The sequence below is a fragment of the Devosia sp. Root685 genome (genome assembly GCF_001427875.1).
Lineage (GTDB): Bacteria > Pseudomonadota > Alphaproteobacteria > Rhizobiales > Devosiaceae > Devosia.
The window spans coordinates 428915-454949 of sequence record NZ_LMHK01000003.1 but is presented as its reverse complement, the minus strand read 5'-3'; the positions used below and the strand labels follow the sequence as shown (position 1 = coordinate 454949).

Below are 26035 nucleotides of genomic sequence, written 5' to 3'. Positions count from 1 at the left end.
GGCCCTCATATAGTTGATATTGACAGTCAAATTAAATTCTGACTTTTTGCACCCATCCAATTTCCGACTACCGATGTCAAGAAAAGATGGGAGGGAGGATGGGGCGGCCCTCTGTGCGAGGGCTCCACGATCCGATCTCCAAAGACCGACTATCCCAGAGGAGCTTCTGCCATGTTCCACCGTCTCGTGACCGCTCTTGCCACCGTCGCGCTATTGAGCACACCGGTCTTTGCCCGCGAAATCACCCATGCCATGGGCGTTACCGATGTGCCGGACAATCCGCAGCGCATTGTCGTTTTGACCAATGAAGGCACCGAAGCGCTCCTCGCCGTGGGCATCAAGCCGGTCGGCGCGGTGAAATCGTTTGTGGGCGACCCGTGGTGGGATCACATTGCCAGTGAGATGACCGATGTCGTCGTCGTTGGCGAAGAGTCGGCCGTCAACCTTGAAGTGCTGGTCTCGCTCGAGCCCGATCTGATCCTTGGCAACAAGATGCGCCACGAAAAGATCTACGAACAGCTTTCGGCCATCGCCCCGACCGTCGTTTCCGAACGCCTGCGCGGCGATTGGCAGATCAATCTCGCGCTTTATACCGACGCTGCCGGCAAGGGTGACGAAGGCAAGGCGGTTCTCGCCGCCTATGATGCGCGCATCGCCGCACTTCACGATGCGCTCGGCGCTTCGCTCGATGAAAAGATCTCCATTGCCCGCTTCATGTCCGGCCAGACCCGGATCATGTTCAAGGACAGCTTTTCCGGCCTCGCTTTGTCCCAGCTCGGCTTCCAACGCCCCGCCACCCAGGACAAGGACGAGTTTGCCGAAGAGATCACCAAGGAGCGCATCCCCGAATTCGAGGGCGATCGCCTGTTCTACTTCACCTATGAAACCGGCAATGGCGAAGGCAACAGCCAGGCCCAGGACTGGCTGGCCGATCCGCTCTGGAACAATCTCGCCGTGGTCAAGGCGGGCAAGGCGCATGCCGTGTCCGACGCCATCTGGAACACGGCCGGCGGCATTATTGCGGCCAATCTGATGCTCGACGATGTCGAAAAGATCTACGGGCTGGCCAGCACGCGATAGGCCGCCAGCCTTTTAGCCGGGGGCGGCCCGGTCCGCCCCCGCCAATTGACCTGTGACAAAAAGGAAAGCGCCATGTTCTCGCTTCGCTCCCTTGCCGCCGCCCTCGTCGCCTCGACGCTCATCGCACCCGCTTTGGCGCGCGAGGTCACCCACGCCATGGGAACAACCGAAGTGCCGGACAATCCGCAGCGCATCGTCATTCTCACCAATGAAGGCACCGAGGCGATCCTGGCGCTGGGCATCAACCCGGTCGGCGCCGTGCAAAGCTGGGATGGCGATCCCTGGCATTCGCATCTCCATGACCTTTTGAAGGGCACTGCGGTTCTCGGCACCGAACTGGCCGTCGATCTCGAAGTGCTCGCGACGCTCGAACCCGATCTCATCCTCGGCACAAAGGTGCGTCAGGAAAAGATCTACGAGCAGCTTTCCGCCATCGCGCCCACCGTCATGACCGAAACCATCGGCGGCGAGTGGCAGGAAAATCTCAAATTCTACGCCGGAGCCCTCGGCAAGGAGGCTGAGGCGGAAGCCGTGCTCGCCAGTTTCGAGGCGCGCACCAAGGCTATCCATGATGCCCTCGGCGATCAGGTCAATGAAGAGATTTCCATGGTGCGCTTTTCGCCCAACCGCACCCGCATCTACTACAAGGATACCTTTAGCGGCTTGATCCTCGACCAGATCGGTTTCAAGCGCCCACCCGCGCAGGACAAGGACGAATTCGCCGAGGAAGTGACCAAGGAACGCATCCCCGATATGGCGGGGGATCGCATCTTCTACTTTTCGAGCGACCTCAACGACGCCGAGCCCGAAGCCAATCTCGCCGACTGGCTGGCCGATCCGCTCTGGAACAATCTTGAGGCGGTCAAAGCCAACAAGGCCCAGCGTGTCAGCGAAACCATCTGGAACACGGGCGGCGGTATCTATTCGGCCCATCTGATGCTGGACGATATCGAAGAAATCTACGGGCTCGAAAGCACGCGGAAGTAGTTTTTTGCCATCACCCCCGGGCGCCCAGGGGTGATGCGCCCCCCTAGAACTTTACCAGTATCTTGGTGAAATCACCCGGCCGCGCGTGCCAATCGGCGAGCGCTTCGGCGGCTTCCCCTAGCGTTGCGGTGCGCGTGACGATGAGATCTCCCGCATCCGGACGTTTGCGCAACTCGTCGATGACATCGTCAAAATCCAAGCGCATTGCGTTGCGCGAGCCGCGGATGTCGAGCTCCTTGGTGATGAACACCTTGGTCTCGTAGGCAATCGGGGCCTTGGCGTAGCCGATATAAACGACGCGGCCCGCGGTGGCGACGAGGTCAATGGCCTGGAGGAACGTCGCTTCGGCGCCGACCGCCTCCACCACCACGTCGGGCCCCTCCCCCGTCAGCTCGGCGACGCGGGCTCTTACATCGGTTGAGGCGTTGATGACCTCTTGAGCGCCCAGCTTTTTGGCGACGTCCAATTTTGCGTCGCTGAGATCGATAGCGATGACGCGGGCGCCCTGGCGCAGAGCGCCCAGAATGACCCCGAGGCCGATCATGCCGCAGCCGAGGACGACGACGGTTTCACCCGCTTTCAGCGCGGCACGATGGACGGCGTGAAAGCCGACGGCGCAGGGTTCGACCAGGGCCAGATCGCGCTGGGAAAGGCCTTCAACCGGGATCACCTTCGCCGCGGGGACAACCACGCGGCCGGTCATGGCGCCTTCGCGCTGCACGCCCATGGTCTGATTGTTCGGACAGGCATTGGGCCGGCCGGAACGGCAGGCGCGGCAGGTGCCACAATTGAAATAGGGCAGCACGGTCACAGCGGTGCCGGGAGCGAGATTTTCGACGCCCTGCCCCAATGCGGCAATGGTGCCGGAAATTTCGTGGCCAGGCACGCGCGGATAGCTCACCAGCGGATTGAGGCCACGATAGGAGGTGAGGTCGGAGCCGCAATAGCCGACAAAAGCCAGATCAATGGCGACTTCGCCGGGCCCGGGCACGGGCACTGGCTTTTCGGTGAGAGCAGCTTCGCCGGGACGCAGAATGGTCAAGGCTTGCATGGGTTGATCCTTCATCACCGTAACATGTTAGTGCCTTATATCTTCCATACATGGCGGGTGACAATAGAGGCTTTGGCAGGTTACACCGTGTTGAAGCCAGCAGTTTTGGAAGGACACGCGATGAAGACGCATCTGCCGACACGGGCCTTTGGCAAGACGGGATTGCAGATCACCAAGCTCGGCATCGGCGCCTGGGCCATGGGCGGCAATATGTGGGGGCCGCAGGACGATGCGGAATCCATGGCGGCGATCCGGCACGCGATTGAGAGCGGCATCAACTGGATCGACACGGCGGCCGTCTATGGCAATGGGCACTCCGAGGCCGTCATCGGCGAAGCACTGGCGAGGCTGCCGGCGGACAAGCGACCGCTGGTGTTCACCAAGGGCGGCATTGTGCGCGACGAGAAGGGCGAGAACCCGCGCCGGATCGGGGAGCGCAACCATTTGCGGCAGGAACTGGAAAACTCCCTAAAACGCCTCAAGGTCGAGGTGATCGATCTCTACCAGTTGCACTGGCCTTCGGACGACGCGCCGCTCGAAGAGTATTGGGCGAACATGCTGGAGCTCAAGGCCGAGGGCAAGGTGCGCCATGTTGGCCTCTCCAATCACAACGAAGAGCAACTGGCACGCGCCGAAGCCATGGGCCATGTCGAGACGCTGCAGCCGCCGTTTTCGATGATCCGGCGGGAGACCGCGGCAAAGATTTTGCCCTGGTGCGCTGAGCATGGCACGGGCGTCATCTGCTATTCGCCGATGCAGGCGGGGTTGCTTACGGGCACGATGACGGCCGAGCGGGTTGCAGCCATGCCGGACAATGACTGGCGCAAGGGCAGCCCGGAATTTCAGGGCGACAAGCTTGCAGCCAATCTCAAGCTGGCCGAGAGCCTGAAGCCGATTGCCCAAAAGCATGGGACCAGCGTTTCGAGCGTGGCTTTGGCCTGGTGCCATGCCTGGCCGGGGCTGACGGGGACTATTGTCGGGGCACGCTCGCCGGCGCAGGTCGATGGCTGGATCGATGCGGCGAGCCTGGAACTCGATGCGGGGGATATCGAGGTGATCGCGAAGGCGATCGAGGCGACGGGGGCTGGGCAGGGGCCGGCGCGGGGCTAAAAAGTCCGGTGCTTGCCATCACCCCCTCCCAGCCTCCCCCATCTAGGGGGAGGTGAAGGGATAGTGGCTTTGGCAACATAGTGCCAAATACTCGATGCAGCACCTCCCCCTTGATGGGGGAGGTTGGGAGGGGGTGACGGGGAGGTATCGAAGGTAGCGCTCTACCCTTCCAGTTCTTCCCGCAACATCTCCAGCTCCAGCCATTGCTCTTCGGCCTTGGCCTTCTTGGTCGCCGCTTCGCTCAGCGCTGCGGAATCCTTGGCAAAACCCTGGGGATCGCGGGTGTAATAATTGGGCTGGGCGAGCTTGCGGTTGATCACGACCATCTGGTCGTCGAGCTTGGCGATGTCCTTGGGCAGGGTTTCGAGGGCGTGCTTTTCCTTGAAACTCAGCTTGCGCTTGGACGAGGAAGCGACGCCCGACGACGCGGATTTCTGCTTGGCGACCGCCGCTTTTTCGACGGCGCGCGCGGCAACCCCTGCCCCGCGCTGAGCGACCATGTCGGAGTAACCGCCGGCATATTCGAGCCAGTTGCCATTGCCCTCGGCCATGATGATGGAGGTGGCGACGCGATCGAGGAAGTCACGATCGTGGCTGACGACGATGACCGTGCCGGCATAGTCCGAAACCATCTCTTCGAGCAGATCGAGGGTTTCGAGATCGAGATCGTTGGTCGGTTCGTCGAGGACGAGAACGTTCGATGGCAGGGCCAAAGCGCGGGCCAGCGCGACGCGAGCGCGTTCGCCGCCCGAGAGCTTGCCGATGGGGGTATTGGCCTGTTCGGGGGTGAACAGAAAGTCCTTCATATAACCAACGACGTGCTTGTTCTCGCCGTTGATCTTCAGCGTATCGCTGCCGCCGCCGGTCAGCGCGTCCTTGAGGCGCGTGTCGGGATCGAGCCGGGCGCGGCCCTGGTCGAGCATGGCAAGCTCGATGGCCGAGCCGAGCTTGATGGTGCCGCTATCGGGCTCGAGGAGGCCATTGAGCATTTTGATCAGCGTCGTCTTGCCCGCGCCATTGGGGCCGACGAGGCCGACGCGATCGCCGCGCAGAACGCGGGTCGAAAAATCGTTGACGATGGCGCGGGTGCCATAGGTCTTGGAGATATTTTCGGCTTCAACGACAAGCGCGCCCGAGGTGCGGCCCTCGGTGACCTGCATATTGACGGCGCCGGTGACGCGGCGCTGGTCGCGGCGATCCTGGCGGAGGCCGGCAAGGCGTTCGAGGCGGCCGACATTGCGCTTGCGGCGAGCGGTGACGCCATAGCGCAGCCAATGCTCTTCGCGCACGATCTGGCGGTCGAGCTTGTGGCGGTCCTTTTCTTCCTGTTCCAGCACTTCGTCGCGCCAGCCTTCAAAGGCACCAAAGCCTTTTTCGATACGGCGGGTGAGGCCCCGGTCTAGCCAGACGGTGGAGCGGGAGAGATCGGTGAGAAAGCGGCGATCGTGGCTGATGATGACCATGGCCGAGCGCATGGAATCGAGTTCGGCTTGCAGCCATTCGATAACCGGCAGGTCGAGATGGTTGGTCGGCTCGTCAAGCAGCAACACATCAGGCTGGGGCGCGAGAACACGCGCGAGCGCGGCGCGGCGGCCTTCGCCACCCGAGAGGGTTTTGGGGTCTTCGTTGCCGGTCAGGCCCAGTGCATTGAGAAGATATTGCGGGCGATATTCGTCATCGCCCGAGGTCATGCCTTCCTCGACATAAGCAAGCGTCGTCGCATAGGCCGAGAGATCGGGCTCTTGCGGCAGGTAGCGGATGGTGGCGCCGGGCTCTGCAAAGCGCCGGCCGGCATCCTGCTGGACCATGCCGGCAGCGATTTTCAGCAGCGTCGACTTGCCCGAGCCATTCCGGCCGACAAGCGCGATGCGCTGGCCGGGCGAGACGATCAGTTCGGCGGCCTCGAGCAATTGCGTGCCGCCAAAGGTCAGCTGGATATTCTGCAGGGAGAGAAGAGGAGGCGGGGCCATGGGCAATAAAAGTCCGGGAATTTGCCGCGGATAGAGCACAGGCCCGGCGACATATCAATGCGCCCAAAGCGCGCTGCGCTTCAGGCATTTTTGTAACGCCTGTCTTTATCCCGAAACCGGGACCCACTTTCGGGAGACAGGCTAGGAAAAACAAAGAGGCCGATCAGGACGTTGAGGATCCTGATCGGCCCGGGGAGACGGCAGCAGCAAGCCCCGTCGTTTTGGCGCTGCACCCCACAGGCCCCACGGGGGCGCTGCACCAATGCAGTCTAGTAATCACGGGCAAACATGATTGTCAAACTCATATTTGAGTTTCGCAGTCAGATTTAAGCCGCGACAATGTCGCCAACGATATTGCCGGCAGAATCTGCGTTGACTGCCTCGGTGGTCGAGAGGCCCAGACGCTGGCGGATGGAGCGCTTCTTGGCTGCAAGATCGGCAATGGTATAGCCGGCAAGCACCTCGAAGAAAGCGCCGAGCGCTTCGCGCAGCGCGCCATTGAGATCGCATTCCCCGATCAGCGGGCAATCAGCGCCCTCTTCGAAACATTCAGCGAGGGCGAAGTTTTCTTCGGTCAGGCGAATCGTCTCAAGCAGCGTGATCTGGTCGGCCGGCTTACCCAGCTTGATGCCGCCATGACGGCCGCGCACGGTCTGCAGCAGGCCATTTTCAACGAGCGGCTTGATCAGCTTAAAAAGAAACAGCTCGGAAATCCCATAGGCCCGCGCAATTTCGGCAACCCGGCTCAGTTCTGGATCGTTAACGGCGCAATAGACCAGGGTGCGGATGGCGTAATTGGATTGGCGGGTGAGTCTCACGAGCGGATGGTCCTTTGGCTTTGGCAGCATGCTGCCATGGCTTCGACCCATCCATGGCACGAGCGCTAATTTAAAACCATTCTAAAAAATGTCAACCATATCCTGAACCGACCGATCATATTTAAGACCCAAAAACCGGACTGGACAGCGACTTAACTTCGGAATATGAAATTATTGGGAGGAGAGCCGCCTTGTCTACTACCATTACGCGGGCCATCATCACCGCCTCTGCCAGCGAGGCCACCGGCCTGGCTAAAAACGATGTTACGGCCATTGGCCAGCGCATGTTCGAGTTGATCGGCGATGCGCTCAAGGCCGGGGAAACGGTCAAACTGACCGGCTTCGGTACTCTGGCCGTGCGCTCCCGGGCCGAACGCGTGGGGCGCAATCCGCGCACCGGCACCGAGCATCGGATCACCCCTCGCCACACAGTGACCTTTACGCCCAGCGCGCGATTGCGCGAGGCGCTCGACGAATTGGCGGACACTTAAGCTTTCGGAGCGCGCTACCAAATTGCAGCCAACAAAAAATCCCGCTTCGGCGGGATTTTGTTTGCGCTAGTCCCGGGGCTTTTCCAAAAGATTGCGCGAAAAGAACCGGTGGTAAAGCGGCAGTTCGGCGGCGCCGAGCGCGGGGGCCAGACGACCGACATGGCCGGAGGCAATGCTGACGCGGCGCCGGGCGGGCAGGCGTTCGAAATGCACGGCCAGACGTTCGACAAGGCGGGCCGTGATCGGCGCAGGCAAAATGGTATCGAGCACGACGAGGCTCGCTTCGACCACGGCATTGGTATTGAAGACGACCAGTGCCAGCGCCTCGGCGCAGTCCTCCAGCCAGGGTTCGACGACGGGTTCGAGCGCGGGCCAATCCCAATTTTCGACGGCGGCGAGATCGACGGCAAAGCCGGCGGCACCCAGCCGTTCGACAAGGGCGGAAGCCGAGGCGATGGCATGGGCCGATAGCGGCCCCTTTTCGTTGCGATCAACCAGTATGGCGCCGAGATCGGCCGAATGGCCGGTGGGCCCCTGCCAAAGCCGGCCTTCCCCGATGAGGCCGGCGGCGAGATAGGTCGAGACGAGGAGATAAATGAAGCTCGCCGGACGCGGCGCCGGCTGGGCGATCAGTTCGGCCCAACAGGCGGCATTGCCATCGTTGAACAGCGTTACGGCGAGGCCGGTCCGTTGTTCGAGATCGGCCGCGAAAGCGGCCGGCGAGGGACCGGACTTGCTGCCGGCTTCCTGTTCCAGCGGCCAGGTCGCAGCATGGATGGAGCCGGGCATGCCCACCCCGATATCGGCCAGCCGTTGGCGCTGCTCCTCGGGCCAGTCCCGGATCAGTTCGTCGATCAGCTGGGCCAGTTGCGGCGCGAGCGCGGCAAGGTCAGCCTCGGCATAGTCGATATGGCGCTGGGCGACCACTGCGCCATGAAGATTGATGGCCAGCACATCGGCATGGCGCCAGCCGATTTCCACGCCGATGGCATAGGCGCCTTCGGGTTTGAGGAAGATCGGGGTTGCCGGCTGGCCCCGGCGGCCACGCAGCACTTCGCCGCGCATAATGAGGCCGGCAGCTTCCACATCGTTGAGAATGGCCGAAACGGTCTGGGGCGCGAGGCCCGACATGCGGGCGATTTCGGCATTGGACAGACCGGGATTGAACCCCACGACGGTCAGGACGGCGCGTTCATTGGCCCGGCGCAGGCCGTGGTGCTGCAGCCCCTTGGCGCCGAGGTGGAAAAGATCGATCGTCGGGACTGCGGAATCGCTCACGCTGGTCTTTCCGTGACATAGGTCTGAAATGGCAGGGCGAATAGGCTCCCGCACCGCACCAAAAGGATGGGGCAGCCATGGGGCCGGTGCCGATTCTGGCTTGTTCGCTTACGCCATCATGGCGAAGCAGCGCGGCAGTGCAAGCTGCCATTTCGCCGCTCCGCCAATCCCCGGCTTAAATGCCGGCACTGGTCAGGCTGGCATTGGCGTCTTCGCTCAGCGTCAGGCGCACGCCGCGGGCCAGGCTTTTGACCTGTTCGACCGAGGTCGCCGAGGCAATCGGGGCGCTGACGCCGGGCTGGGCCACGAGCCAGGCAAGGGCGACTTCGGACGGCGTTGCGTCGAGTTCCTTACCCACAGTGTCGAGCGCGCCGAGGATGCCAAGCCCCTTGTCGTTGAGATATTTTTCCGCGCCGCCGCCTCGAGGCGATTTCCCGAGGTCCGCCTTGGAGCGGTATTTGCCGGTCAGGAAACCGGCTGCGAGGCTGAAATAGGTGATGGCGCCAACCTCGTTTTCGAGGAGAAACGGACGCAGGGCATCGAACTGCTCGCGATCATAGAGATTATAAAGCGGCTGGGTGACCTCGTAGCGCGGCAGCGACTTGAGGATGGCGGTGTCCTGCGCTGCTTTCATCATGGCCGCGTCATAGTTGGAGGCGCCGATGGTGCGCACCTTGCCGGCGCGGATCAGCATATCATAGGCCGCGAGGGTTTCCTCGTGGGTGCATTCATCGGCCGGCCAATGGCTGAAATAGAGGTCGACATAATCGGTCTGCAGGCGCTGCAGCGAATCTTCGATGCCGGTCTTGATGGCTTCGGCGGTGAGCCCCTTGGGCTGGTGGGACGAATTGACCTTGGTGATCACATGCACCTTGTCGCGATTGCCGCGCGCCTTGAGCCATTTGCCGATAATGGTTTCGCTCATGCCCGGCGGATTGCCCGGCACCCAGTTGGGATAACCCTGGGCCGTGTCGATGGCGGTAAAACCCTCGTCGACATAGGCATCGAGAATATCGAAGCCAAGCTTTTCATCGACCGTCCAGCCAAAGACATTGCCGCCGAGAACCAGCGGTTCGATGACGAGTTCACTGCGGCCGAGAGGGCGACGGTTCATTCTTCTTCTCCAATTTGATCGGGATCAACGTCCGGGACTGCGTTTTGTTCTGTGGGCGGCACGCGGGGCGCACACCAATAGAGCGCTTCGGCGATGGTTTGCATCGACCCCGTGAGGTCGATGAAGGCAAAAGGAGCGTGCTCGTCCCCGCTATGGCGGAGATAGACGAAAGTTCCGTGACGCAGCCGATCGAGCAGCAGATCGGCACCTTCGCTGATGCGTGCGCCATAGGGGGTGTCGGATTTTTCGGCCGTAAAACTGCGATTCTCGCGGTCGAGCGTCATCTCCCAGGTGCCGGCATCGCCGCCGAAGCGGCTCGAATGGACATGGATCCCGGTCGAGAAATCGTCCTCGCAGCGTACGACGAGACAGGTGAAATTCTCTGGAGTTGCATCACGCGCGCAGCCCATGGCCGCGCGATCGCCCTCGCCGGAGAGCGGGGAGAAATGCCAGCCCGCTGTCTGCGCAAAAGCCGGCTGGGCAAGAACCAAAAAAGCGATCAGCCCCGCGGCTCGATGAGGTCCCATTTGTTTCCATAAAGATCGGCAAAGACCGCGACCGAGCCATAGGCTTCATGGCGCGGTGCTTCGAGAAACGTGACGCCCCTTTCGCTCATGCGCGCGAAGTCGCCGGCAAAATCCTCGGTTTCAAGAAAGAGCATGACGCGGCCACCGGTCTGATTGCCGATTGCGGCCAGCTGTTCGGGGCCATCTGCCTTGGCGAGCAGCAGGCGCGCTCCCGTACTGCCCGGCGGCGCGACCAGCACCCAGCGCTTGCCTGGGCCCAACGGCGTATCAGCCACCAGGGAGAAACCAAGTTTGTCGCGGTAAAAGTGAATGGCCTCGTCGTAGTCGGCGACGACCAGGGCGATTGTGGCGATCTTCTGCGTCATGGCTCTATCGTTCATTACCGATAAGACGCGGTCAAGCCATGATTACTTGCCGAACGGATTTGGAATCATCCGTCCATTTCTGTGGAAAGCCTTTAAGCCGTCACACGATTGACCAAATGGTCAACTTCGTCGTTGCACTTCCTAAAAAACTAGGCTTTGGTGTCGCCCAAGCCTCCAGATGGGAACGCTGGAGAGCATGAATTACTTCGGGAGACAACAATCATGAAATTGATGAAAACCCTGATGGCCGCGACTGCGATGGTGGCTCTTGCCGCCGGCGCCGCTCAGGCCAAGCAGCTGGTTTACTGCTCGGAAGCCTCGCCGGCTCACTTCGATCCCGGCCCGGTAACCGGTGGCAACGACTTCGACGCCTCCGCCCACACGATCTTCGAACGCCTGGTTGAGTTCGCTCCCGGCTCCACCGAAGTCATTCCCGCGCTGGCCGAAAGCTGGGACGTCTCTGAAGACGGCAAGGAATACACCTTCCACCTGCGTCCGGGCGTCAAGTGGCACACCCAGCCCTATTTCACCCCGACCCGCGACCTCAACGCTGATGACGTGATCTTCTCGTTCGAGCGTCAGTGGAAGGAAGACAATCCCTGGCATAACTATCTCGAAGGCATGACCTGGGACTATTTCCAGGGCATGGACATGCCCAAATATATCGCCTCGATCGACAAGATCGACGACCTGACCGTCAAGCTGACGCTGACCGAACCGAACGCACCGATGCTGGCAAACCTTGCCATGCAGTTCGCTTCGATCGTGTCGAAGGAATATGCCGATCAGCTCGCCGCTTCCGGCGACATGGCCGCCTTCTCGACCCAGCCTGTCGGCACGGGTCCCTTCCAGCTGGTCGACTATCAGCTCGATACCGTCATCCGCTATTCCGCCTTCCCCGACTACTGGGACGGCAAGCAGCCGATCGACGATCTGATCTTTGCCATCACCACCGATGCTTCGGTGCGTGCGCAGCGTCTGCTCGCGGGCGAATGCGATATCATGCCCTACCCGGCCCCGGCCGATCTCGAAGCCCTCAAGGCCGACGAGAACCTGACCGTGCAGGAGCAGGAAGGCCTCAATATCGGCTACATCTCCTACAACACCACCGAAGCGCCGTTCGATAATCCCGAAGTGCGCAAGGCCCTGACCATGGCGATCGACAAGTCCGCCATCATCGAGGCCGTCTATCAAGGTGCCGGCCAGGACGCCAAGAACCTGATCCCGCCCACCATGTGGTCCTATGACGATGCGATCGCCGCCGACGTCTATGATCCGGAAGCCGCCAAGGCCGCGCTCGAAGCTGCGGGCGTCACTAACCTGACGACCGACCTCTGGGCCATCCCGGTGTCGCGTCCCTATAACCCGAACGGCCAGCGCGTTGCCGAACTGATCCAGGCCGACTGGGCCAAGGTCGGCGTCACCGCCAATATCGTGACCTATGAATGGACCGAATATCGCGAGCGCGGCAAGCAGCCCGACCGCAAGGGCCCGTTCATGATCGGCTGGACCGGCGACAATGGCGATCCGGACAACTTCTTTGCCACCCTGTTCTCCTGCTCGGCCATCGGCGTCTCGAACTATTCGAGCTGGTGCGATGAAGACTTCGAAGCTGCCATCTCGGCCGCCAAGACCTCGTCCGACCCGGAAGAACGCACCGCGCTCTACACCACGGCTCAGGAAATCTTCAAGGCTGAAGAACCTGCAATCACCCTGGCCCATAGCCGCGTGTTCATGCCGATGAAGAAGACCGTGCTCAACTATGTGATGAGCCCGCTCGGCAGCCACTCCTTCAAGGGCGTGGACGTCCAGGAGTAAGGGTTTAACCTTTCTCACGACAAAGGGCCTCGGTCCGGCAAAGGCCGGATCGGGGCTCCGCTTTTTAAGAACAGGCGGGGTCAGATGGAACGTACTTCGTTCCACCGAGGCGGAACGCGAAATACGTTCCACCGAGGCGGAACGAAATACGTTCCACCGAGATGGGCCGATAAACGGCCCACGGACGCACACCGCTAACAGGAAACGGGACCAGTGGGTTCGCCGCCTTTTGCGGCGGGCCTGCGCCCAAGGGGCAAGACCCATCCATGCTGAACTACGTTTTGCGCAGGATTGCGCTTCTGGTGCCGACCATTATCGGCATCTCCATCTGCGCGTTCGCCTTTGTGCGCGTCTTGCCGGGCGACCCCATCCTCGCCATGTCGGGGCAACATGGCGTGACGCCGGAACGCTACGAGATCCTGCGCGAGCAATTCGGCTATAACCTGCCGATCTGGCAGCAATATTTCAATTATCTCTGGGGCGTCATGCAGGGCGATTTCGGCATTTCGCTCGCCACCAAGCGTCCCGTGATCAACGAATTCATGACGCTATTCCCGGCCACGATGGAACTGGCTTTCGTCGCCCTGCTCTTTGCCGTGATCATCGGCATTCCCGCCGGCATCTTTGCCGCCATCAAGCGCGGTTCGTGGTTCGACCAGATCACCATGGGCGTGGCGCTGACCGGCTATTCCATGCCGATCTTCTGGTGGGGACTGCTGCTCATCATCTTCTTCTCGGGATATCTGGGGTGGACGCCGGTTTCGGGCCGCATTGCGCTGACGTTCTTTTTAAAGCCCATTACCGGCTTCATGCTGATCGACACGTTGCTCCATGGCAATTGGCCGGCCTTCGTCTCGGCGCTGCGGCACCTGATCCTGCCGGCAATCGTGCTCGGCACCATTCCGCTTGCCGTCATCGCGCGGCAGACGCGTTCGGCCATGCTCGAAGTTCTGGGCGAAGACTATGTGCGCACCGCCCGCGCCAAGGGCATGTCGCCCAACCGCGTGATCAATGTGCATGCGCTGCGCAATGCCCTGATCCCCGTCGTCACCACAATCGGGTTGCAGGTCGGGCTCCTGCTCGGCGGCGCTATTCTCACCGAAACCATCTTCACCTGGCCGGGCATCGGCAAGTGGATGATCGATTCCATCTCCAAGCGCGATTATGTCGTGGTGCAGTCGGGGCTATTGATCATCGCCCTCATCGTCATGTCGGTGAACCTGATCGTTGACCTCCTCTACGCGCTCATCAATCCGCGCATTCGGGTGCAGTAACATGGCCACATCAAACACTTCCGCCAATGCGCCGGCCTCGGGCCTTCGTGAATTCTGGTTCTATTTCTCCGTCAATCGCGGCGCCGTCATCGGCCTTACCGTCTTTGCCATCCTCGTTTTCGTCGCCATTTTCGCGCCGCTGATCGCCCCCTATGCGCCAGACGTCCAGTTCCGCGATGCGCTCCTCCGGCCGCCGATCTGGGACGCCAATGCCGATCCGCGTTTCATCCTCGGCACCGACCCCGTCGGTCGCGACATGCTTTCGCGCCTCATTCATGGCGCGCGCTATTCGCTGTTTATCGGCTTTTTCGTCGTCGTCGGCGCCCTGATCGTCGGCGTGGTGCTCGGCGTCCTAGCCGGCTATTTCCGCGGCTGGGTCGATGTGCTGATCATGCGCATCATGGACATTATCCTGGCCTTTCCGCCGCTGCTGCTGGCTCTGGTGCTGGTCGCCATTCTCGGGCCGGGCCTCTTCAATGCCATGATCGCCATTGCGCTGGTCTTGCAGCCACACTTTGCCCGCCTCGTGCGCGCCGCCGTGATGGCCGAAAAGAGCCGCGAATACGTGACCGCCGCCAAGCTTTCGGGCGCCGGCCATCTCCGGCTCATGATGGTCACCATTCTTCCCAATTGCCTGGGGCCGCTGATCGTGCAGGCGACGCTGAGCTTTTCCAATGCCATTCTCGAAGCCGCGGCGCTGGGCTTCCTCGGCATGGGCGCGCAGCCGCCGACGCCGGAATGGGGCACCATGCTGGCCTCGGCCCGCGAGTTCATTCTCAAGGCACCATGGGTCGTGACCTTCCCCGGCCTTGCCATCCTGATCACGGTGCTCGCCATCAATCTCATCGGCGACGGGCTGCGCGACGCGCTCGATCCCAAGCTGAAGAGGAGCTGACCCTATGTCCCTTCTCGAAATCAAGAACCTCACCGTCGCCTTCGACACCTCGGTTGGCCTCTTCAAGGCCGTCGATGGCATCGACATTGCTGTCGACAATCGCGAAGTGCTCGCCATTGTGGGCGAAAGCGGTTCGGGCAAATCGGTGGCCATGCTCGCCACCATGGGCCTCCTGCCGGCCACCGCCCGCGTCACTGCCGATGTCATGCGCTTTGAAGGCCGCGACCTTCTCACCATGTCGGACAGCGAAAAGCGCAAAATCATCGGCAAGGACATTGCCATGATTTTTCAGGAGCCGATCGCGAGCCTCAATCCATGCTTCACCGTCGGTTTCCAAATCGGCGAAGTGCTCGACAAGCATCTCGGCCTCAAGGGCCGCGCTGCGCATAATCGCGCGGTCGAGCTCCTGCAGCAGGTCGGCATTCGCGATGCCGAGGACAAGCTGAAAGCCTTTCCGCATCAGATGTCGGGCGGCCAGTGCCAGCGCGTCATGATCGCCATGGCCATTTCGTGCAATCCAAAGCTGCTTATAGCCGACGAGCCGACCACGGCGCTCGATGTGACCATTCAGAAGCAGATCCTCGATCTCCTGGTCGGGCTGCAGCAACAGACCGGCATGGGGCTGATCATGATCACCCATGACATGGGCGTCGTCGCCGAAACGGCCGACCGCGTCATCGTGCAATATAAGGGGCACAAGATGGAGGAGGCCGACGTGCTCTCCCTCTTTGAAAATCCCCAGTCCAACTATACGCGGGCGCTGCTGTCGGCCCTGCCGGAAAATGCCGTGGGCGATCGCCTGCCGACGGTTTCCGACATGCTGTTTACCGCCGCGCCGGGAGTTGCCCAATGACGACACCCGTTCTCGAAGTGCGCAATCTCACGCGCGACTACATCACCTCTGGCGGTTTTTTGAAACCGGCGAAGGTTCTGCATGCCGTCAAGGGCGTCAGCTTCACGCTCGAAAAGGGCAAGACGCTTGCCGTCGTCGGGGAAAGCGGCTGCGGCAAGTCCACCCTTGCCCGCATGATCACGCTGATCGACGAGGCGACTTCGGGCGAAATCCTTATCGATGGGATCAAGGCCAATGCCGCCCATGTGACGCGGGAACTGCGCCAAAAAGTGCAGATCGTCTTCCAGAACCCCTATGGCTCGCTCAATCCGCGCCAGAAGATCGGCGACGTGCTCTGCGAGCCGCTGCTGCTCAATACCAAGCTTTCTTCGGCCGAGCGGCGCGAAAAGGCCATGGCCATGCTGACCAAGGTCGGCCTCCAGCCCGAGCACTATAATCGCTACCCGCACATGTTCTCGGGCGGCCAGCGCCAGCGCATCGCCATCGCAAGGGCGCTGATGCTCAATCCGAGCTTTCTGGTGTTGGACGAGCCGGTTTCGGCGCTCGACCTTTCGGTGCAGGCGCAGATTCTCAACCTCTTGAAAGACCTGCAGGACGAGTTCGGGCTGACCTATGTGTTCATCAGCCACGACCTCTCGGTCGTGCGCTATATCGCCGACGAAGTCATGGTCATGTACTTTGGCGATGTCGTCGAACACCGCAGCCGCGACGCGGTGTTTTCGGCCCCGGAGCACGAATATACCAGGACGCTCTTTGCCGCGACGCCGCAGACCGACGTCGAGCATATTCGGGCGCGCATCGCCCGGAAGCAGGCGGCTGTAGTTTGACGGCAAGGCCTCTCGCGATCGTCAAGTAGCCCTCATGGTGAGGTGCCCCGGGTTTAACCCGGGGCCTCGAACCACGAGGGCGTGACGCCGGGGCATCGGGGCACGCCCCCGTCCTTCGAGGCTCCGCTGCGCTGCGCGCCTCAGGATGAGGGCTACTTTTGCCGCCAGGACGAATAGCGCCCTAAACCTCCACCCGCCTCCCCTCGCGTGATGAAGCAATCAGCGCGTCGATCAGCTTGTGCACCGCCAGCGCCGTGTGGCCGGTGGAGACCGGCTGGCGCCCCGCCTCTACCGCCTCGGCGAACTCGGCGATTTGCGCCATGTGCCAGTCAAACGGAAACGCCATAGGGTCGGCGCCGCCACCTGAATTACTCGCCTCGCCGATATTTTCCTCGCGGCCATCGAACCATTTCAGATTGAGATTGCCGCCCGCCAATGTGGCGCTGGCCTTGGCGAAATTAAGAGTGATGCTTTCCGCCCCGCCGGGGAAATTGGCCGTCGTCGCCATCAAGCCACCCACTGCGCCATTGGCGAACTCGAGCCCGCCGGCAACGAAATCTTCGGTCTCCATCTCATGAAAACCGGTGGTCGCGGCGATTGCGGTGACCGATTTCACCGCCCCGGTGAGGCTCAGCATCAGATCGAGCGAATGGATGGCCTGCGTTATAAGAACGCCGCCGCCATCCTGGGCAAAGCTGCCGCGGCCGGGCTTGTCATAATAGCCCTCCTGCGGGCGCCACCATGGCACGGTGAGATGGGCCGCAAAGAGTTTTCCCAGTTCGCCGCTCGCGACCCTTGCGGCCAGTGCCTTGGAGGCGGCGCGAAACCGGTGCTGGAAGATAATGCCCAGCGTCACCCCGGCCCGCTCGCAAATCTCGACGATGCGGGCAGCCGCTTCGGTGGTGCGTTCCACCGGCTTTTCCATCAGCACATGCTTGCCGGCGGCGGCTGCTGCCGCAACCAGCGGCTCACGCGCATTGGGCGGGGTCAGAATGAGAACCGCGTCAAGCTCGGGATCGGCCAGCATGGCTTCGTAGCTCTGGGCCGCCGGAAAATCATAGAGGTCGCAGAATTGCTTGAGGGCTTCAGCGTCACGCCGCCAGACGCCGCGCACATCGATCCGGTCACGCAGCGCATCGAGCGCCAGGGCATGCGGCTTTGCCGCCATGCCCGCACCCACCACGCCCAGCCCAAATTTCCTGCCCAGCGCCATTCGCCCGTCCTCCAAAGCCGTTCCATACAAGATAGTTCGGGAGGATTTAGCGAAATTTCCCGCGCTTGTCGCCTGTTGTCAGCTGGCGTGGCGCCAGCTTTGTTCGGCGAGGAACGCCTCGAGCGCATCGCGCGACATGGGCTTGGCGAAGGCATAGCCCTGCAGGATATCGCAGCCGAGATCGCGGAGAATTTTGGCGTGTTCCATGCTCTCGACGCCCTCTGCGACGATCTCGATGCCCATGGCCTTGCCGATATCGACGATGGAGGCAACAAGGCGGCGCTGGCCCGGCTCCCTGATGATCGGATCGACCAATTGCCGGTCGACCTTGAGGCGGCGCGGATGCAGTTTTTGCAAGGAGACGATAGAGGCATAGCCGGTGCCGAAATCGTCGATTTCAACATCGATGCCGAGCGCCTTGATCTGATCGATATTCCAGGCGATGACGCCATCGCTTTCATCGAGATAGATGGATTCAACCAGTTCGAAGGCGATACGGCCTTCGGGGAGGTCCATTTCGCGCAGCGCGGTGACGAGGTTCTCGTCGTGAAGACGGCGCTGGGAGACGTTGACCGAAACGCGCGGCACGTGAAGGCCAAGGCGATCCCAGCGCTCGAGGTCCTGCAATCCCTGTTGCAGGATGGCGTGATCGATCGCGGCGACGACGCTCAGCTCTTCGGCGATTTCCATGAAACTGTCGGGCGCGCACAATCCCAGCGTCGGATGCCGCCAGCGCGCCAGCGCCTCGACACCGACGACATCGAGCGTCTTGGCGCAGAATTGGGGCTGGTAATACGCGATAAAATCGTGGTTTTCGAGACTATTGAGGATTTCGTCGGCCACGCGCTTGGTGTTGATCACCTCGGCCTGGAGCGCGGCTGAAAAGAACTCGAAGCGATTGCGGCCGCGATCCTTGGCGCGATAGAGCGCGATATCGGCATTGATCAGCAATTGTTCGACATCGATGGCGGGCACCATGCCCGTGGCGATGCCAACGCTGACCCCGAAGCGGCATTCGTGCCCTTCATGCATGACCGGCTTGCGCATGGCTTCGACGAGCCGCCCCGCGAGCCGGGCCAGACCCTCCTCGCCATGGCTATTGCTCGACACGACGACGAATTCATCGCCGCCGATGCGGGCAACGAAATCGGTATCGCGGCAGGTGTCGCGCAGCACCTTGCTCGCATGGATCAGCATGGCATCGCCCGCGGCGTGGCCGAGCGTATCGTTGATCTGCTTGAACCGGTCGAGATCGATATGCAGCAGGGCGATGGTGCCGGAGGCGTCAAAACCCCCGGCGGCATTGCCGCGCAGCATCTCGTCGAGATAGCGCCGGTTGGGCAGGCCCGTCAGGCTATCATGGAGGGCATTGTGTTCGATGCGCACACGCGCCGCTTCGAGCTCGGAATTGCGCGCTTCGGTCAGCGCCTTGGCGCGGCGCAGGTCTTCGTTCAGCGCCACATCGGCGGTCACGTCCCAATTGATGCCCATGACCCGCTGGACCTCGCCCGATGCTTCGGCGAGCACGGCGATGGAGCGGATGTGGCGCAGCGTGCCGTCGGGCAGGATGACGCGATAATCCGATTCATAACGGCCATTGACGATGGACTGGCGGAATTCGGCCTCGGCTCTGGCCTGATCCTCGGGGTGCACGACCTTTTGCCAATGGTCATGCGTGCGCCCGCCGGCATCGCCCGACATGCCGTAAATCTCGTTGGTGCGCGCGTCCCAGACTTCCTCGCCCGAGGCGAGATCCAATTCCCAGAGCCCGACCTTGGAGGTTTCGAGGGCCAGGTTCAGCCGCTGGGTCTGTTGGGTCAGCGCTGCCTCGCGCATCCGCAAGAGGCCGATATAGTCGTGCCGCTGGCTGATCATGCGGCCGGCGATGATGAAGGGCAGAAGGATGAGGCAGCCGGCAAAGATGATCGCGGCGCGCATCAGCCATTGGCCGGTCGTGCCCGAATACCAGCCATCCCTGGGCACGGCGGCGATCTGCCAGCTGCCGCTGGGCAAGGTGACATTGGCGAGAACCGGCTGGCGTCCGCCCAGGCTTTCGCCATAAAAGAGTTTGCCGTGGCGGCCGAGGCTGTCCTGGCCGGTAATGGAAATATCGAGATCGGCGACCGATGCGTCGTAAAGGCCGCTATCCTTATAGAGCCGGTCGGTGTCGATGACGGCGGACACGACGCCCCAGAATTTTCGCCAGCCATCTTCGGTGGTGTAGACCGGGAAGCGGCCAACAAAGCCCTGTCCGCCCTGGACGAGGTCGACCGGGCCGGCCAGCACCATCTTGCCGGTGAACAGCACCTGCTGCACTGCGTCCCACTGATTGGGTGTCTGGCGATAATCGAGGCCGATGGCCTTCTCATTGCCCTTGAGCGGATAGGTCATGCGAATGACCAGATCAGGCGCAGCGGCAACCGAGCGCAGCTGGCTGTCCGCTTCGAAGAGATTGTCCACCAGCGCCTCGAAACGCGCCTGGTTCATATCCGGTTCGGTCGAAATGACCGAGACGAGGCCCCGCACCAATTGCACATTGCTCGCGACATGGCCTTCGAGCTTGGCGCGAATAACGGAAATGCGTCCGAGAACTTCGGCACGCACCCGTTCCTGATTGATGGTGTCGGCCTGGCGGTCCAGCACAAGCCCGGCAGTGATGACCACGAGGAAGGCAAAAAGGGCCGGCAGGAAGCTCGCCCGCCGCCATTCCCGGTTCTTTTGATTTGCCCCGCCGAAACCCATACTGCCCATATGCCTGAACGGACCAATACTGGTCTTGGGGTCATACTAGGCGGTCGGAATTGACCAGTTCCTTACCGGACATACGCAATTGAACGCTTGGTAAATATCTGACAAAGCCGGAGGGTCAGCCCACGCGGCGGGTCATCACCAGATTGCGTCCCGAGCCGCCGGGCGGAATGGAAAGGGCAATGACGATAGTGGCCGCTGCGGCGACATGGGCGGCGCGCTCGGCCCATTCGACCAGCACGAAACCGCCGCTCGTATCGAGAAGGCCCAGTTCGTCGGCCTCGGCGGCATCCCCCAGGCGATAGAGATCGGCATGCAGCACCTGCCCGCGCGGCGTGTCATAGGGCTGCACCAGGGCAAAGGTCGGTGAAGGCACTTCGAGATCGGGATCGCCGGCGAGCGCCCGGATGGTGGCGCGGGCCAAAGCCGATTTGCCGGCACCGAGTTCGCCCTCAAGGCTGACGATATCGCCCGGTTCGAGCAGGCCTGCCAGTTCCCGCCCAAAGGCGAGGGTCGCCTCGTCATCGGGCAGGAAGCGTTCCATCTACTCGGCGACGCCGGCAAGCGCGCTGTCGCGCGGCAGGTTGACGGTGATGCGGCTGCCGCGCGGCTCGCGCTGCTGGGCCGAAATCGTGCCGCCATGGAGATTGACGAAGGTGCGGACGATGGAGAGCCCCAGCCCCGCGCCGCGGAGGCGCCCGCCGGCGCTCGGCGTGTCAAGCCGGCTCAGGATGGCCGAGCGCAATTCGTCGGTCAGGCCCGGACCTTCATCCTCGATGATGAAAAGCATGCGATCGGCGCGGTGCGATACCGACAGCCGGATTTCGCCACCGGGTGGAGAGAAGCGCGCCGCATTGGAGAGGAGATTGTAAAGCACCTGCACGATGCGGGTGCCGTCGGCGATGAATTCGGGCAGGTTCGGCTCGACCTCGACCACGAGATTGGTGGAATTGCCCGAGACTTCGGGGAAACTGGCCGAAAGGCCGGCCCGTGCCTTGTCGATCAGCCCTTGCACACTGAGCGGCTCGGGATTGAGTTCGGCAATGCCCGCATCGACCGACGCCAGATCGAGAATATTGTCGATGAGAACGCCCAGCGTCACCGACGAAGCGCGGATATATTCGATATAGGCCTTTTGGCGCTCATTGAGACTGTCGCCCTCGGTGCCGGCCAGCAGATCCGCAAAGCCGATGATATTGGTCAGGGGGCTGCGCAGTTCGTAGGAAACGTTCTCGACGAAAGCGTCCTTGAGCCGATCGGCGGTGACCAGCGCATCGTTGCGTTCCTTGAGGACCTTTGAATAGCTCGCGCTTTCGGTCACATCGAGGAAGGTCATCATGGTCTGCCCGTCGGGCAGGCGGGTCGTCGCATAATCAAGCAGGCGCCCGTCGGTGCGCTCGATGCGGCCGGCCTTGTCGGTGCGGGTGGGGTTGAGATCGATGATATTGCGCTTGAGATCGGACCAGATTTTTGCGCCATCGGGCAGGACCTGCGCCGAAGCATCGGCGATCTGGTCGATATGGGGATTGGCACCGAGCGTATTCATCGGCAGCTTCCAGAGCGCGGAGAGGCGCGGATTGGAGAGCGCCAGTCGGCCATTGGTGCCGAACACGGCAACGGCTTCGGAGAGTGAATTGATGGTTTCGCGCTGCACATTGGTCATGGCCTTGTTGGCCGATTCCAGTTCCAGACGCTCGGTGAGGTCTTCAAAGACGTAGATCACGCCGCCCTGCGATCCGGCCGGGGCCGAAATGACCTTGATGGTGCGGCCATCGGGCAGGTGCCAGGGATCGGCCTCGAACGGGGCTTTTCGCGTGTAGCTTTCGAGGTGTTTGGCCCGCCAGGTGTGATAATCGACCTGGCTGGGGAGCATGCCCTCGGTGCGCAGCTTATCGAGAATGGCGCGCTCGTCGAGGCCGGGCGTGAGGAATTTACGATCGAGATCCCACAGTGCGGCATAGGCGGGGTTGAACTGGATCAGTTCGCGGCGCGCGTTGAAAATGGCGATCGGGGTCGCCAGCGCATCGATAATGCCCGCGATATGGGCAAAGCTCGGCTCGCCGGCCTCGCTGCCGCTCAGCGGGTTGAGATAGCCTGCGCGCCCCTCGGCCACCGGCACTTCGACCAGTTCGAAGTCGCCGCCCTTGCCCAGAGATACCTTCTGGCGCACCGGCTCGGTACTGGCGCGGCATTGGGCGAGATGGGTCCGCAATTGTTTAGCGTCGAGCAATTCGGCCGGCGCTTCGGGATTGACGGGTTTACCGAGGCTCTCGCAGAGGTCGAGATAGGGCTGGTTGGCAAAGACCAGGCGCTCGGCCCCATCGCGGAGGAAAGCGGGCCCATTGGAATTCTGCAACAAGGCGAGGACGCTCGACCGGTCATTGCCGGCAAGCGGCTCAGTCAGATCGGCGTCGGGCTGGAGAAAGGCGGGGCGCAGGCGCAGGGCGGCGCCGCCACCAGCGAGCCAGCCCGTGGCGCGGATGAGCCGCCCGTCGAGCGCCTTGACGCTGGCATTGAAGGGACGCCCTTCCACCCGCAGTTTTTCGACCAGCTGCGCCAGATTGTCGGCCTCGCTGCCCGAAAGCCAGGTATCGAAATTCAGGACGCTCTGCGGCTGGCGCCCCGGCGGCAGCACCGCGGCGGCCTGACCGAGAAGGCGCGGCGGCGTGCCGGGTTGTTCGGGCCAGATGACGGTCAGCTCGCGGCTGCCGCCGATGAGATTTTCATAATCGTCGACGAGGGCCCGGAGATCGGCGATCTGCCCCCTGGCCTGGCGTTGGGCCAGACGTCCGTCGCGCAAAAGCGTGCGCAGCACGGTCACCGCGAAAAGGGCAAAGCCGCCCGCGCCGATCACGACCGCGACAGGAACTATGCCGCCCAGACTTGCCGTGGAAGCGCCCTGCGCGAAGGCTGGGACAGCCATCATCAGGGTTAAAGGAGCACACGCAGCAACTGCGAATCTCCAATGCTTCCGGAGTGGATCCGGCGCCATAGACAGCCCTCTCTTCTTTTGTTTCGCTGCAAGTCCGGCAGAGCCGGTACGCGTGCACATGAGACAGGCGCCCAAACGCGAAATCCCCAAATCAGGATTTCTGGTGCCCTCGAGCCGGCGACGTGTCCCCCGACAACCGAATCGCTTCACCATACCGAGGGTGCGAATCGGGAAAAAGAGTCCTTATGGCTGTGCTTTGCGGGCAAAGCGCGAAGGAAGCGCTTGACCCGAGAACGAACTAGAAACGATTTGTTAACCAATCGGGCTGTTCGGGCTCGACAGGTCAGCTTTTTGCTACCGATCGCATCCGGCCAGCGGTTGATTCTGCCACTCCGCGGCCCAAACGAAAACTCCCCAGCCATGGGCCGGGGAGTAAAGTGATCGACTAGAGTGCTTCCGACCCTCGATTGTCACCCCGGCTCAAGGCCGGGATGACAGCCTGTGGGTAGGCACGCATCCCGCAAAGGCGGTGCAATGGAGCAATGAAGCGTTCCGCAGCAAAAATCAGAATTCGGACCAGTCTTCCTTCACCGCGGCATTGCCGTGGCTGAGATAGGCTGATGCGGCCTGCTTGACCTTGCCCTGAATGGCCTTGATACCGCTGGAGCGAGCAGCCGGAGCGGGCCTTGTGGCAACCGCAGCGCGGGCGGCGCGTGCGGAATCGATGGTGAACACATCGACGATCTGGTCGAGTTCGGTCGCCTGGGCCTCGGTCTGTTCGATGGCCGCATTCACCTCTTCCACCAACGCCGCATTGTGCTGGGTCATTTCATCCATCTGGCGCACCGCGGTGTTGACCTCGTCGATCGAGGAGGCCTGCTCGCGGCTGGCCCCGGCGATATCGTCGAGGAGCGCACTATTGGCGCGCACCGCTTCGAGCATGGCGGAGAGCTTGTCGGCGGCACTGGCAACGAGCCTCGAGCCGGTGCCCACTTCCTGGGCGCTCTGCTCGATGAGCAGTTTCACATCCGAGGAAGCCGTTGCCGCGCTCTGGGCGAGACGACGCACTTCGACGGCGACCACGGCAAAGCCCTTGCCCGCTTCGCCAGCGCGCGCCGCTTCCACCGAAGCGTTGAGCGCCAGCAGGTTGGTCTGGAAGGCGATGTCGTCGATCATGCCGATGATGTTGGAAATCTTGGCCGAGGACTGGGTGATCCGTTCCATGGCCTGATTGGCCTGGCTCATGACGCGGCCGCCATCTTCGGCCACCAGCGACACGGCACTGGCCTTCTGGCTCGCGTCGGCCGCCTTCTTGGCGTTTTCGGTCACGGTCTGGGCAAGCTGCTCCATGGTGGCCGAGGTTTCCTCGATGGTCGCTGCCTGACGCGTGGTGCGCTCGGAGAGATCATTGGCGCCGGAGAGGATTTCGCTCGTTGCCGATTTGAGCGTGCCCGAAGTGCCGCGCAACTGGCCGACGATGGAAGTCAGCTTGTCGGCCACTTCGTTGACGTCGGACTGCAGTTTCGCAAAGGCGCCGCGATGCTGGCCTTCCATGCGGCGGGTCAGATCGGTATTGGCGAGCGCGGAAAGCACCGAGCCGGTTTCATCAAGGCCGCGATCGACGCTGTCGACGAGGTTGTTGACCGATTTGGCAAGCCCGTTGAGTTCGGCATCGGGGAAGGTTGCCGGCACGCGCTTGGTAAAATCGCCATCGATGGCCGAATCCACCACATCGCCGAAGGCGCGCTGCAGTTCGACCATCATCTTCTGGCGCTCGTCGGAATCCCGGATGATGCGCGCGGCTTCCGCCTCGGTCATCTGGGTAACCTTGAGGCCATTTTCGCGGAAGACTTCCACGGCGCGCGCCATGGCGCCGATTTCGTCGCTCCGGTTAGCACCGACGACGTCGGTCTCGAACTGACCATCGGCCACCTTACCCATGACTTCGGTGAGGCGGGCGATCGGGCTGGTGATGGTGCGGGCGATAAGGAAGGCGACGCCGGAAACGACGAGCGCCACGACAAGGGCAATCAGCCCGGTTTCGATCAGGCTATGCTGTGCGGCGGCGCGAAGATCGTCGATATAGACGCCGGTGCCGACGACCCAACCCCAGGGTTCGAAGAGCTTGACATAGGTGCGCTTGTCGACCGGGTCGCTGTCCGGGGTACGGGCCCATTGATATTCGATAAAGCCCGAACCGTTCTTTTTGGCGAGGTCGATCATCTCGGCGACGAATTTCTTGCCGGTGGGATCGGCCATTTCCGACTGGTCCATGCCGACCATTTCGGGTTTGACGCCATGCATGAGCATGATCGCGTCCATGCCGTTGATGAACATATATTCGTTGCCGCGATAGCGCAGGGTCTGAAGGGCGCTCAGTGCGCCGGCCTTGGCGGCATCCTCGGTAAATTCGCCAGCCAGGGCGCGCTTATGGAAACCATCGATGATGGAGACCGCCGAGTCAGTAATGGATTGCAGTTCGGCGGCGCGCAGCTGGTCGCGCGTCGCGTTGATCTGCTGCACGTTCATCCAGCCCATGACGGCCAGCGACACGACAGCGAGGCCGACCAGCAGATAGATGCGGGCCGCGATATTGAGCTTAAACATTCCTATGCCTTCTCACACCTTCTGGTGTGTCGTTATCCGCAACGCTTGGGGCGCGGGGATAAAGGCATGCGAAACCG

21 protein-coding genes are annotated in these 26035 nt (G+C 62.0%); 9 read left to right on the top strand and 12 right to left on the bottom strand.

Annotation, left to right across the window (positions count from 1 at the left end):
• Window positions 1-171 precede the first annotated feature (171 nt).
• Together ASD83_RS17305 and ASD83_RS17300 are read left to right on the top strand one after the other, a co-directional pair.
• Window positions 172-1080, top strand: a complete 909-nt coding sequence (locus tag ASD83_RS17305; protein ID WP_056313219.1) for an ABC transporter substrate-binding protein — start codon at window positions 172-174, stop codon at window positions 1078-1080.
• Between the two features lie 72 nt (window positions 1081-1152).
• Window positions 1153-2067, top strand: a complete 915-nt coding sequence (locus ASD83_RS17300; RefSeq protein ID WP_056313373.1) for an ABC transporter substrate-binding protein — start codon at window positions 1153-1155, stop codon at window positions 2065-2067.
• Between the two features lie 43 nt (window positions 2068-2110).
• Here the strand turns inward: ASD83_RS17300 and ASD83_RS17295 are convergent, their stop codons facing one another.
• Entirely contained in the window at window positions 2111-3118 is a 1008-nt protein-coding gene (locus tag ASD83_RS17295) for a zinc-binding alcohol dehydrogenase family protein (protein ID WP_056313371.1), read from the bottom strand.
• Window positions 3119-3238: 120 nt separating this feature from the next.
• Between ASD83_RS17295 and ASD83_RS17290 the strand changes: the two genes are divergently transcribed.
• Window positions 3239-4228, top strand: a complete 990-nt coding sequence (locus ASD83_RS17290; protein ID WP_056313217.1) for an aldo/keto reductase — start codon at window positions 3239-3241, stop codon at window positions 4226-4228.
• 161 nt (window positions 4229-4389) lie between these two features.
• Here ASD83_RS17290 and ASD83_RS17285 read toward each other — a convergent pair whose 3' ends face one another.
• Together ASD83_RS17285 and rirA are read right to left on the bottom strand one after the other, a co-directional pair.
• The gene (locus ASD83_RS17285; RefSeq protein WP_056313216.1) at window positions 4390-6198 is read right to left on the bottom strand and encodes an ABC-F family ATP-binding cassette domain-containing protein; all 1809 of its coding nucleotides are present in this window, start codon (window positions 6196-6198) and stop codon (window positions 4390-4392) included.
• A gap of 326 nt (window positions 6199-6524) precedes the next feature.
• Entirely contained in the window at window positions 6525-7016 is a 492-nt protein-coding gene (gene rirA / locus ASD83_RS17280; protein ID WP_056313369.1) for an iron-responsive transcriptional regulator RirA, read from the bottom strand.
• Window positions 7017-7207: 191 nt separating this feature from the next.
• Here rirA and ASD83_RS17275 point away from each other — a divergent pair, with 191 nt between their 5' ends.
• Entirely contained in the window at window positions 7208-7507 is a 300-nt protein-coding gene (locus ASD83_RS17275) for an HU family DNA-binding protein (protein WP_056313214.1), read from the top strand.
• A 66-nt stretch (window positions 7508-7573) separates the two neighbouring features.
• Here the strand turns inward: ASD83_RS17275 and ASD83_RS17270 are convergent, their stop codons facing one another.
• The 4 genes from ASD83_RS17270 to ASD83_RS17255 form a co-directional block, all read right to left on the bottom strand.
• On the bottom strand, window positions 7574-8785 hold the full coding sequence (locus ASD83_RS17270; protein ID WP_056313211.1) for an ROK family transcriptional regulator: 1212 nt from the start codon (window positions 8783-8785) through the stop codon (window positions 7574-7576).
• Between the two features lie 175 nt (window positions 8786-8960).
• Window positions 8961-9899 (bottom strand): aldo/keto reductase, encoded by a 939-nt coding sequence (locus ASD83_RS17265; RefSeq protein WP_056313209.1) that lies wholly within the window; start codon window positions 9897-9899, stop codon window positions 8961-8963.
• A complete protein-coding gene (locus tag ASD83_RS17260; protein WP_056313206.1) occupies window positions 9896-10426 on the bottom strand; it encodes a hypothetical protein in 531 nt (176 codons plus the stop codon). Before ASD83_RS17260 ends, ASD83_RS17265 begins: the two co-directional genes overlap by 4 nt.
• Window positions 10399-10791 carry a VOC family protein gene (locus tag ASD83_RS17255; protein WP_056313204.1) on the bottom strand — a complete coding sequence of 131 codons (393 nt, stop codon included), beginning with the start codon at window positions 10789-10791 and terminating at the stop codon, window positions 10399-10401. Before ASD83_RS17255 ends, ASD83_RS17260 begins: the two co-directional genes overlap by 28 nt.
• Window positions 10792-11013: 222 nt before the next feature.
• Between ASD83_RS17255 and ASD83_RS17250 the strand changes: the two genes are divergently transcribed.
• From ASD83_RS17250 to ASD83_RS17230, 5 genes are all read left to right on the top strand, one after another.
• Window positions 11014-12609: an ABC transporter substrate-binding protein gene (locus tag ASD83_RS17250; protein ID WP_056313202.1), complete on the top strand. Its 1596-nt coding sequence runs from the start codon at window positions 11014-11016 to the stop codon at window positions 12607-12609.
• 266 nt (window positions 12610-12875) lie between these two features.
• Window positions 12876-13883 carry an ABC transporter permease subunit gene (locus ASD83_RS17245; protein WP_056313200.1) on the top strand — a complete coding sequence of 336 codons (1008 nt, stop codon included), beginning with the start codon at window positions 12876-12878 and terminating at the stop codon, window positions 13881-13883.
• A 1-nt stretch (window position 13884) separates the two neighbouring features.
• The gene (locus ASD83_RS17240) at window positions 13885-14778 is read left to right on the top strand and encodes an ABC transporter permease subunit (RefSeq protein WP_056313199.1); all 894 of its coding nucleotides are present in this window, start codon (window positions 13885-13887) and stop codon (window positions 14776-14778) included.
• Window positions 14779-14782: 4 nt separating this feature from the next.
• Window positions 14783-15631, top strand: coding sequence for an ABC transporter ATP-binding protein (locus tag ASD83_RS17235; RefSeq protein ID WP_056313196.1), 849 nt, complete (start codon window positions 14783-14785; stop codon window positions 15629-15631).
• Entirely contained in the window at window positions 15628-16458 is an 831-nt protein-coding gene (locus ASD83_RS17230) for a dipeptide ABC transporter ATP-binding protein (protein WP_056313193.1), read from the top strand. The genes ASD83_RS17235 and ASD83_RS17230 overlap by 4 nt, the downstream gene beginning before the upstream one ends.
• Before the next feature lie 181 nt (window positions 16459-16639).
• Here ASD83_RS17230 and ASD83_RS17225 read toward each other — a convergent pair whose 3' ends face one another.
• From ASD83_RS17225 to ASD83_RS17205, 5 genes are all read right to left on the bottom strand, one after another.
• Window positions 16640-17671: a Gfo/Idh/MocA family protein gene (locus tag ASD83_RS17225; protein ID WP_056313192.1), complete on the bottom strand. Its 1032-nt coding sequence runs from the start codon at window positions 17669-17671 to the stop codon at window positions 16640-16642.
• A 78-nt stretch (window positions 17672-17749) separates the two neighbouring features.
• A complete protein-coding gene (locus ASD83_RS17220) occupies window positions 17750-20422 on the bottom strand; it encodes an EAL domain-containing protein (protein ID WP_082561300.1) in 2673 nt (890 codons plus the stop codon).
• Between the two features lie 115 nt (window positions 20423-20537).
• The gene (tsaE, locus tag ASD83_RS17215) at window positions 20538-20963 is read right to left on the bottom strand and encodes a tRNA (adenosine(37)-N6)-threonylcarbamoyltransferase complex ATPase subunit type 1 TsaE (RefSeq protein ID WP_056313190.1); all 426 of its coding nucleotides are present in this window, start codon (window positions 20961-20963) and stop codon (window positions 20538-20540) included.
• Window positions 20964-23342, bottom strand: coding sequence for a sensor histidine kinase (locus ASD83_RS17210; protein ID WP_162249185.1), 2379 nt, complete (start codon window positions 23340-23342; stop codon window positions 20964-20966).
• A gap of 573 nt (window positions 23343-23915) precedes the next feature.
• Window positions 23916-25958 (bottom strand): methyl-accepting chemotaxis protein, encoded by a 2043-nt coding sequence (locus ASD83_RS17205; RefSeq protein ID WP_056313186.1) that lies wholly within the window; start codon window positions 25956-25958, stop codon window positions 23916-23918.
• Between the last annotated feature and the right edge of the window lie 77 nt (window positions 25959-26035).

Excerpts from the sequence above, each read along its gene's own strand:
- ASD83_RS17305 (WP_056313219.1), top strand. The coding sequence starts at position 172 with ATGTTCCACCGTCTCGTGACCGCTCTTGCCACCGTCGCGCTATTGAGC.
- ASD83_RS17300 (WP_056313373.1), top strand. The coding sequence starts at position 1,153 with ATGTTCTCGCTTCGCTCCCTTGCCGCCGCCCTCGTCGCCTCGACGCTC.
- ASD83_RS17295 (WP_056313371.1), bottom strand. The coding sequence starts at position 3,118 with ATGCAAGCCTTGACCATTCTGCGTCCCGGCGAAGCTGCTCTCACCGAA.
- ASD83_RS17290 (WP_056313217.1), top strand. The coding sequence starts at position 3,239 with ATGAAGACGCATCTGCCGACACGGGCCTTTGGCAAGACGGGATTGCAG.
- ASD83_RS17285 (WP_056313216.1), bottom strand. The coding sequence starts at position 6,198 with ATGGCCCCGCCTCCTCTTCTCTCCCTGCAGAATATCCAGCTGACCTTT.
- ASD83_RS17265 (WP_056313209.1), bottom strand. The coding sequence starts at position 9,899 with ATGAACCGTCGCCCTCTCGGCCGCAGTGAACTCGTCATCGAACCGCTG.
- ASD83_RS17260 (WP_056313206.1), bottom strand. The coding sequence starts at position 10,426 with ATGGGACCTCATCGAGCCGCGGGGCTGATCGCTTTTTTGGTTCTTGCC.
- ASD83_RS17255 (WP_056313204.1), bottom strand. The coding sequence starts at position 10,791 with ATGACGCAGAAGATCGCCACAATCGCCCTGGTCGTCGCCGACTACGAC.
- ASD83_RS17250 (WP_056313202.1), top strand. The coding sequence starts at position 11,014 with ATGAAATTGATGAAAACCCTGATGGCCGCGACTGCGATGGTGGCTCTT.
- ASD83_RS17245 (WP_056313200.1), top strand. The coding sequence starts at position 12,876 with ATGCTGAACTACGTTTTGCGCAGGATTGCGCTTCTGGTGCCGACCATT.
- ASD83_RS17240 (WP_056313199.1), top strand. The coding sequence starts at position 13,885 with ATGGCCACATCAAACACTTCCGCCAATGCGCCGGCCTCGGGCCTTCGT.
- ASD83_RS17235 (WP_056313196.1), top strand. The coding sequence starts at position 14,783 with ATGTCCCTTCTCGAAATCAAGAACCTCACCGTCGCCTTCGACACCTCG.
- ASD83_RS17230 (WP_056313193.1), top strand. The coding sequence starts at position 15,628 with ATGACGACACCCGTTCTCGAAGTGCGCAATCTCACGCGCGACTACATC.
- ASD83_RS17225 (WP_056313192.1), bottom strand. The coding sequence starts at position 17,671 with ATGGCGCTGGGCAGGAAATTTGGGCTGGGCGTGGTGGGTGCGGGCATG.
- ASD83_RS17220 (WP_082561300.1), bottom strand. The coding sequence starts at position 20,422 with ATGGGCAGTATGGGTTTCGGCGGGGCAAATCAAAAGAACCGGGAATGG.
- tsaE (WP_056313190.1), bottom strand. The coding sequence starts at position 20,963 with ATGGAACGCTTCCTGCCCGATGACGAGGCGACCCTCGCCTTTGGGCGG.
- ASD83_RS17210 (WP_162249185.1), bottom strand. The coding sequence starts at position 23,342 with ATGGCTGTCCCAGCCTTCGCGCAGGGCGCTTCCACGGCAAGTCTGGGC.
- ASD83_RS17205 (WP_056313186.1), bottom strand. The coding sequence starts at position 25,958 with ATGTTTAAGCTCAATATCGCGGCCCGCATCTATCTGCTGGTCGGCCTC.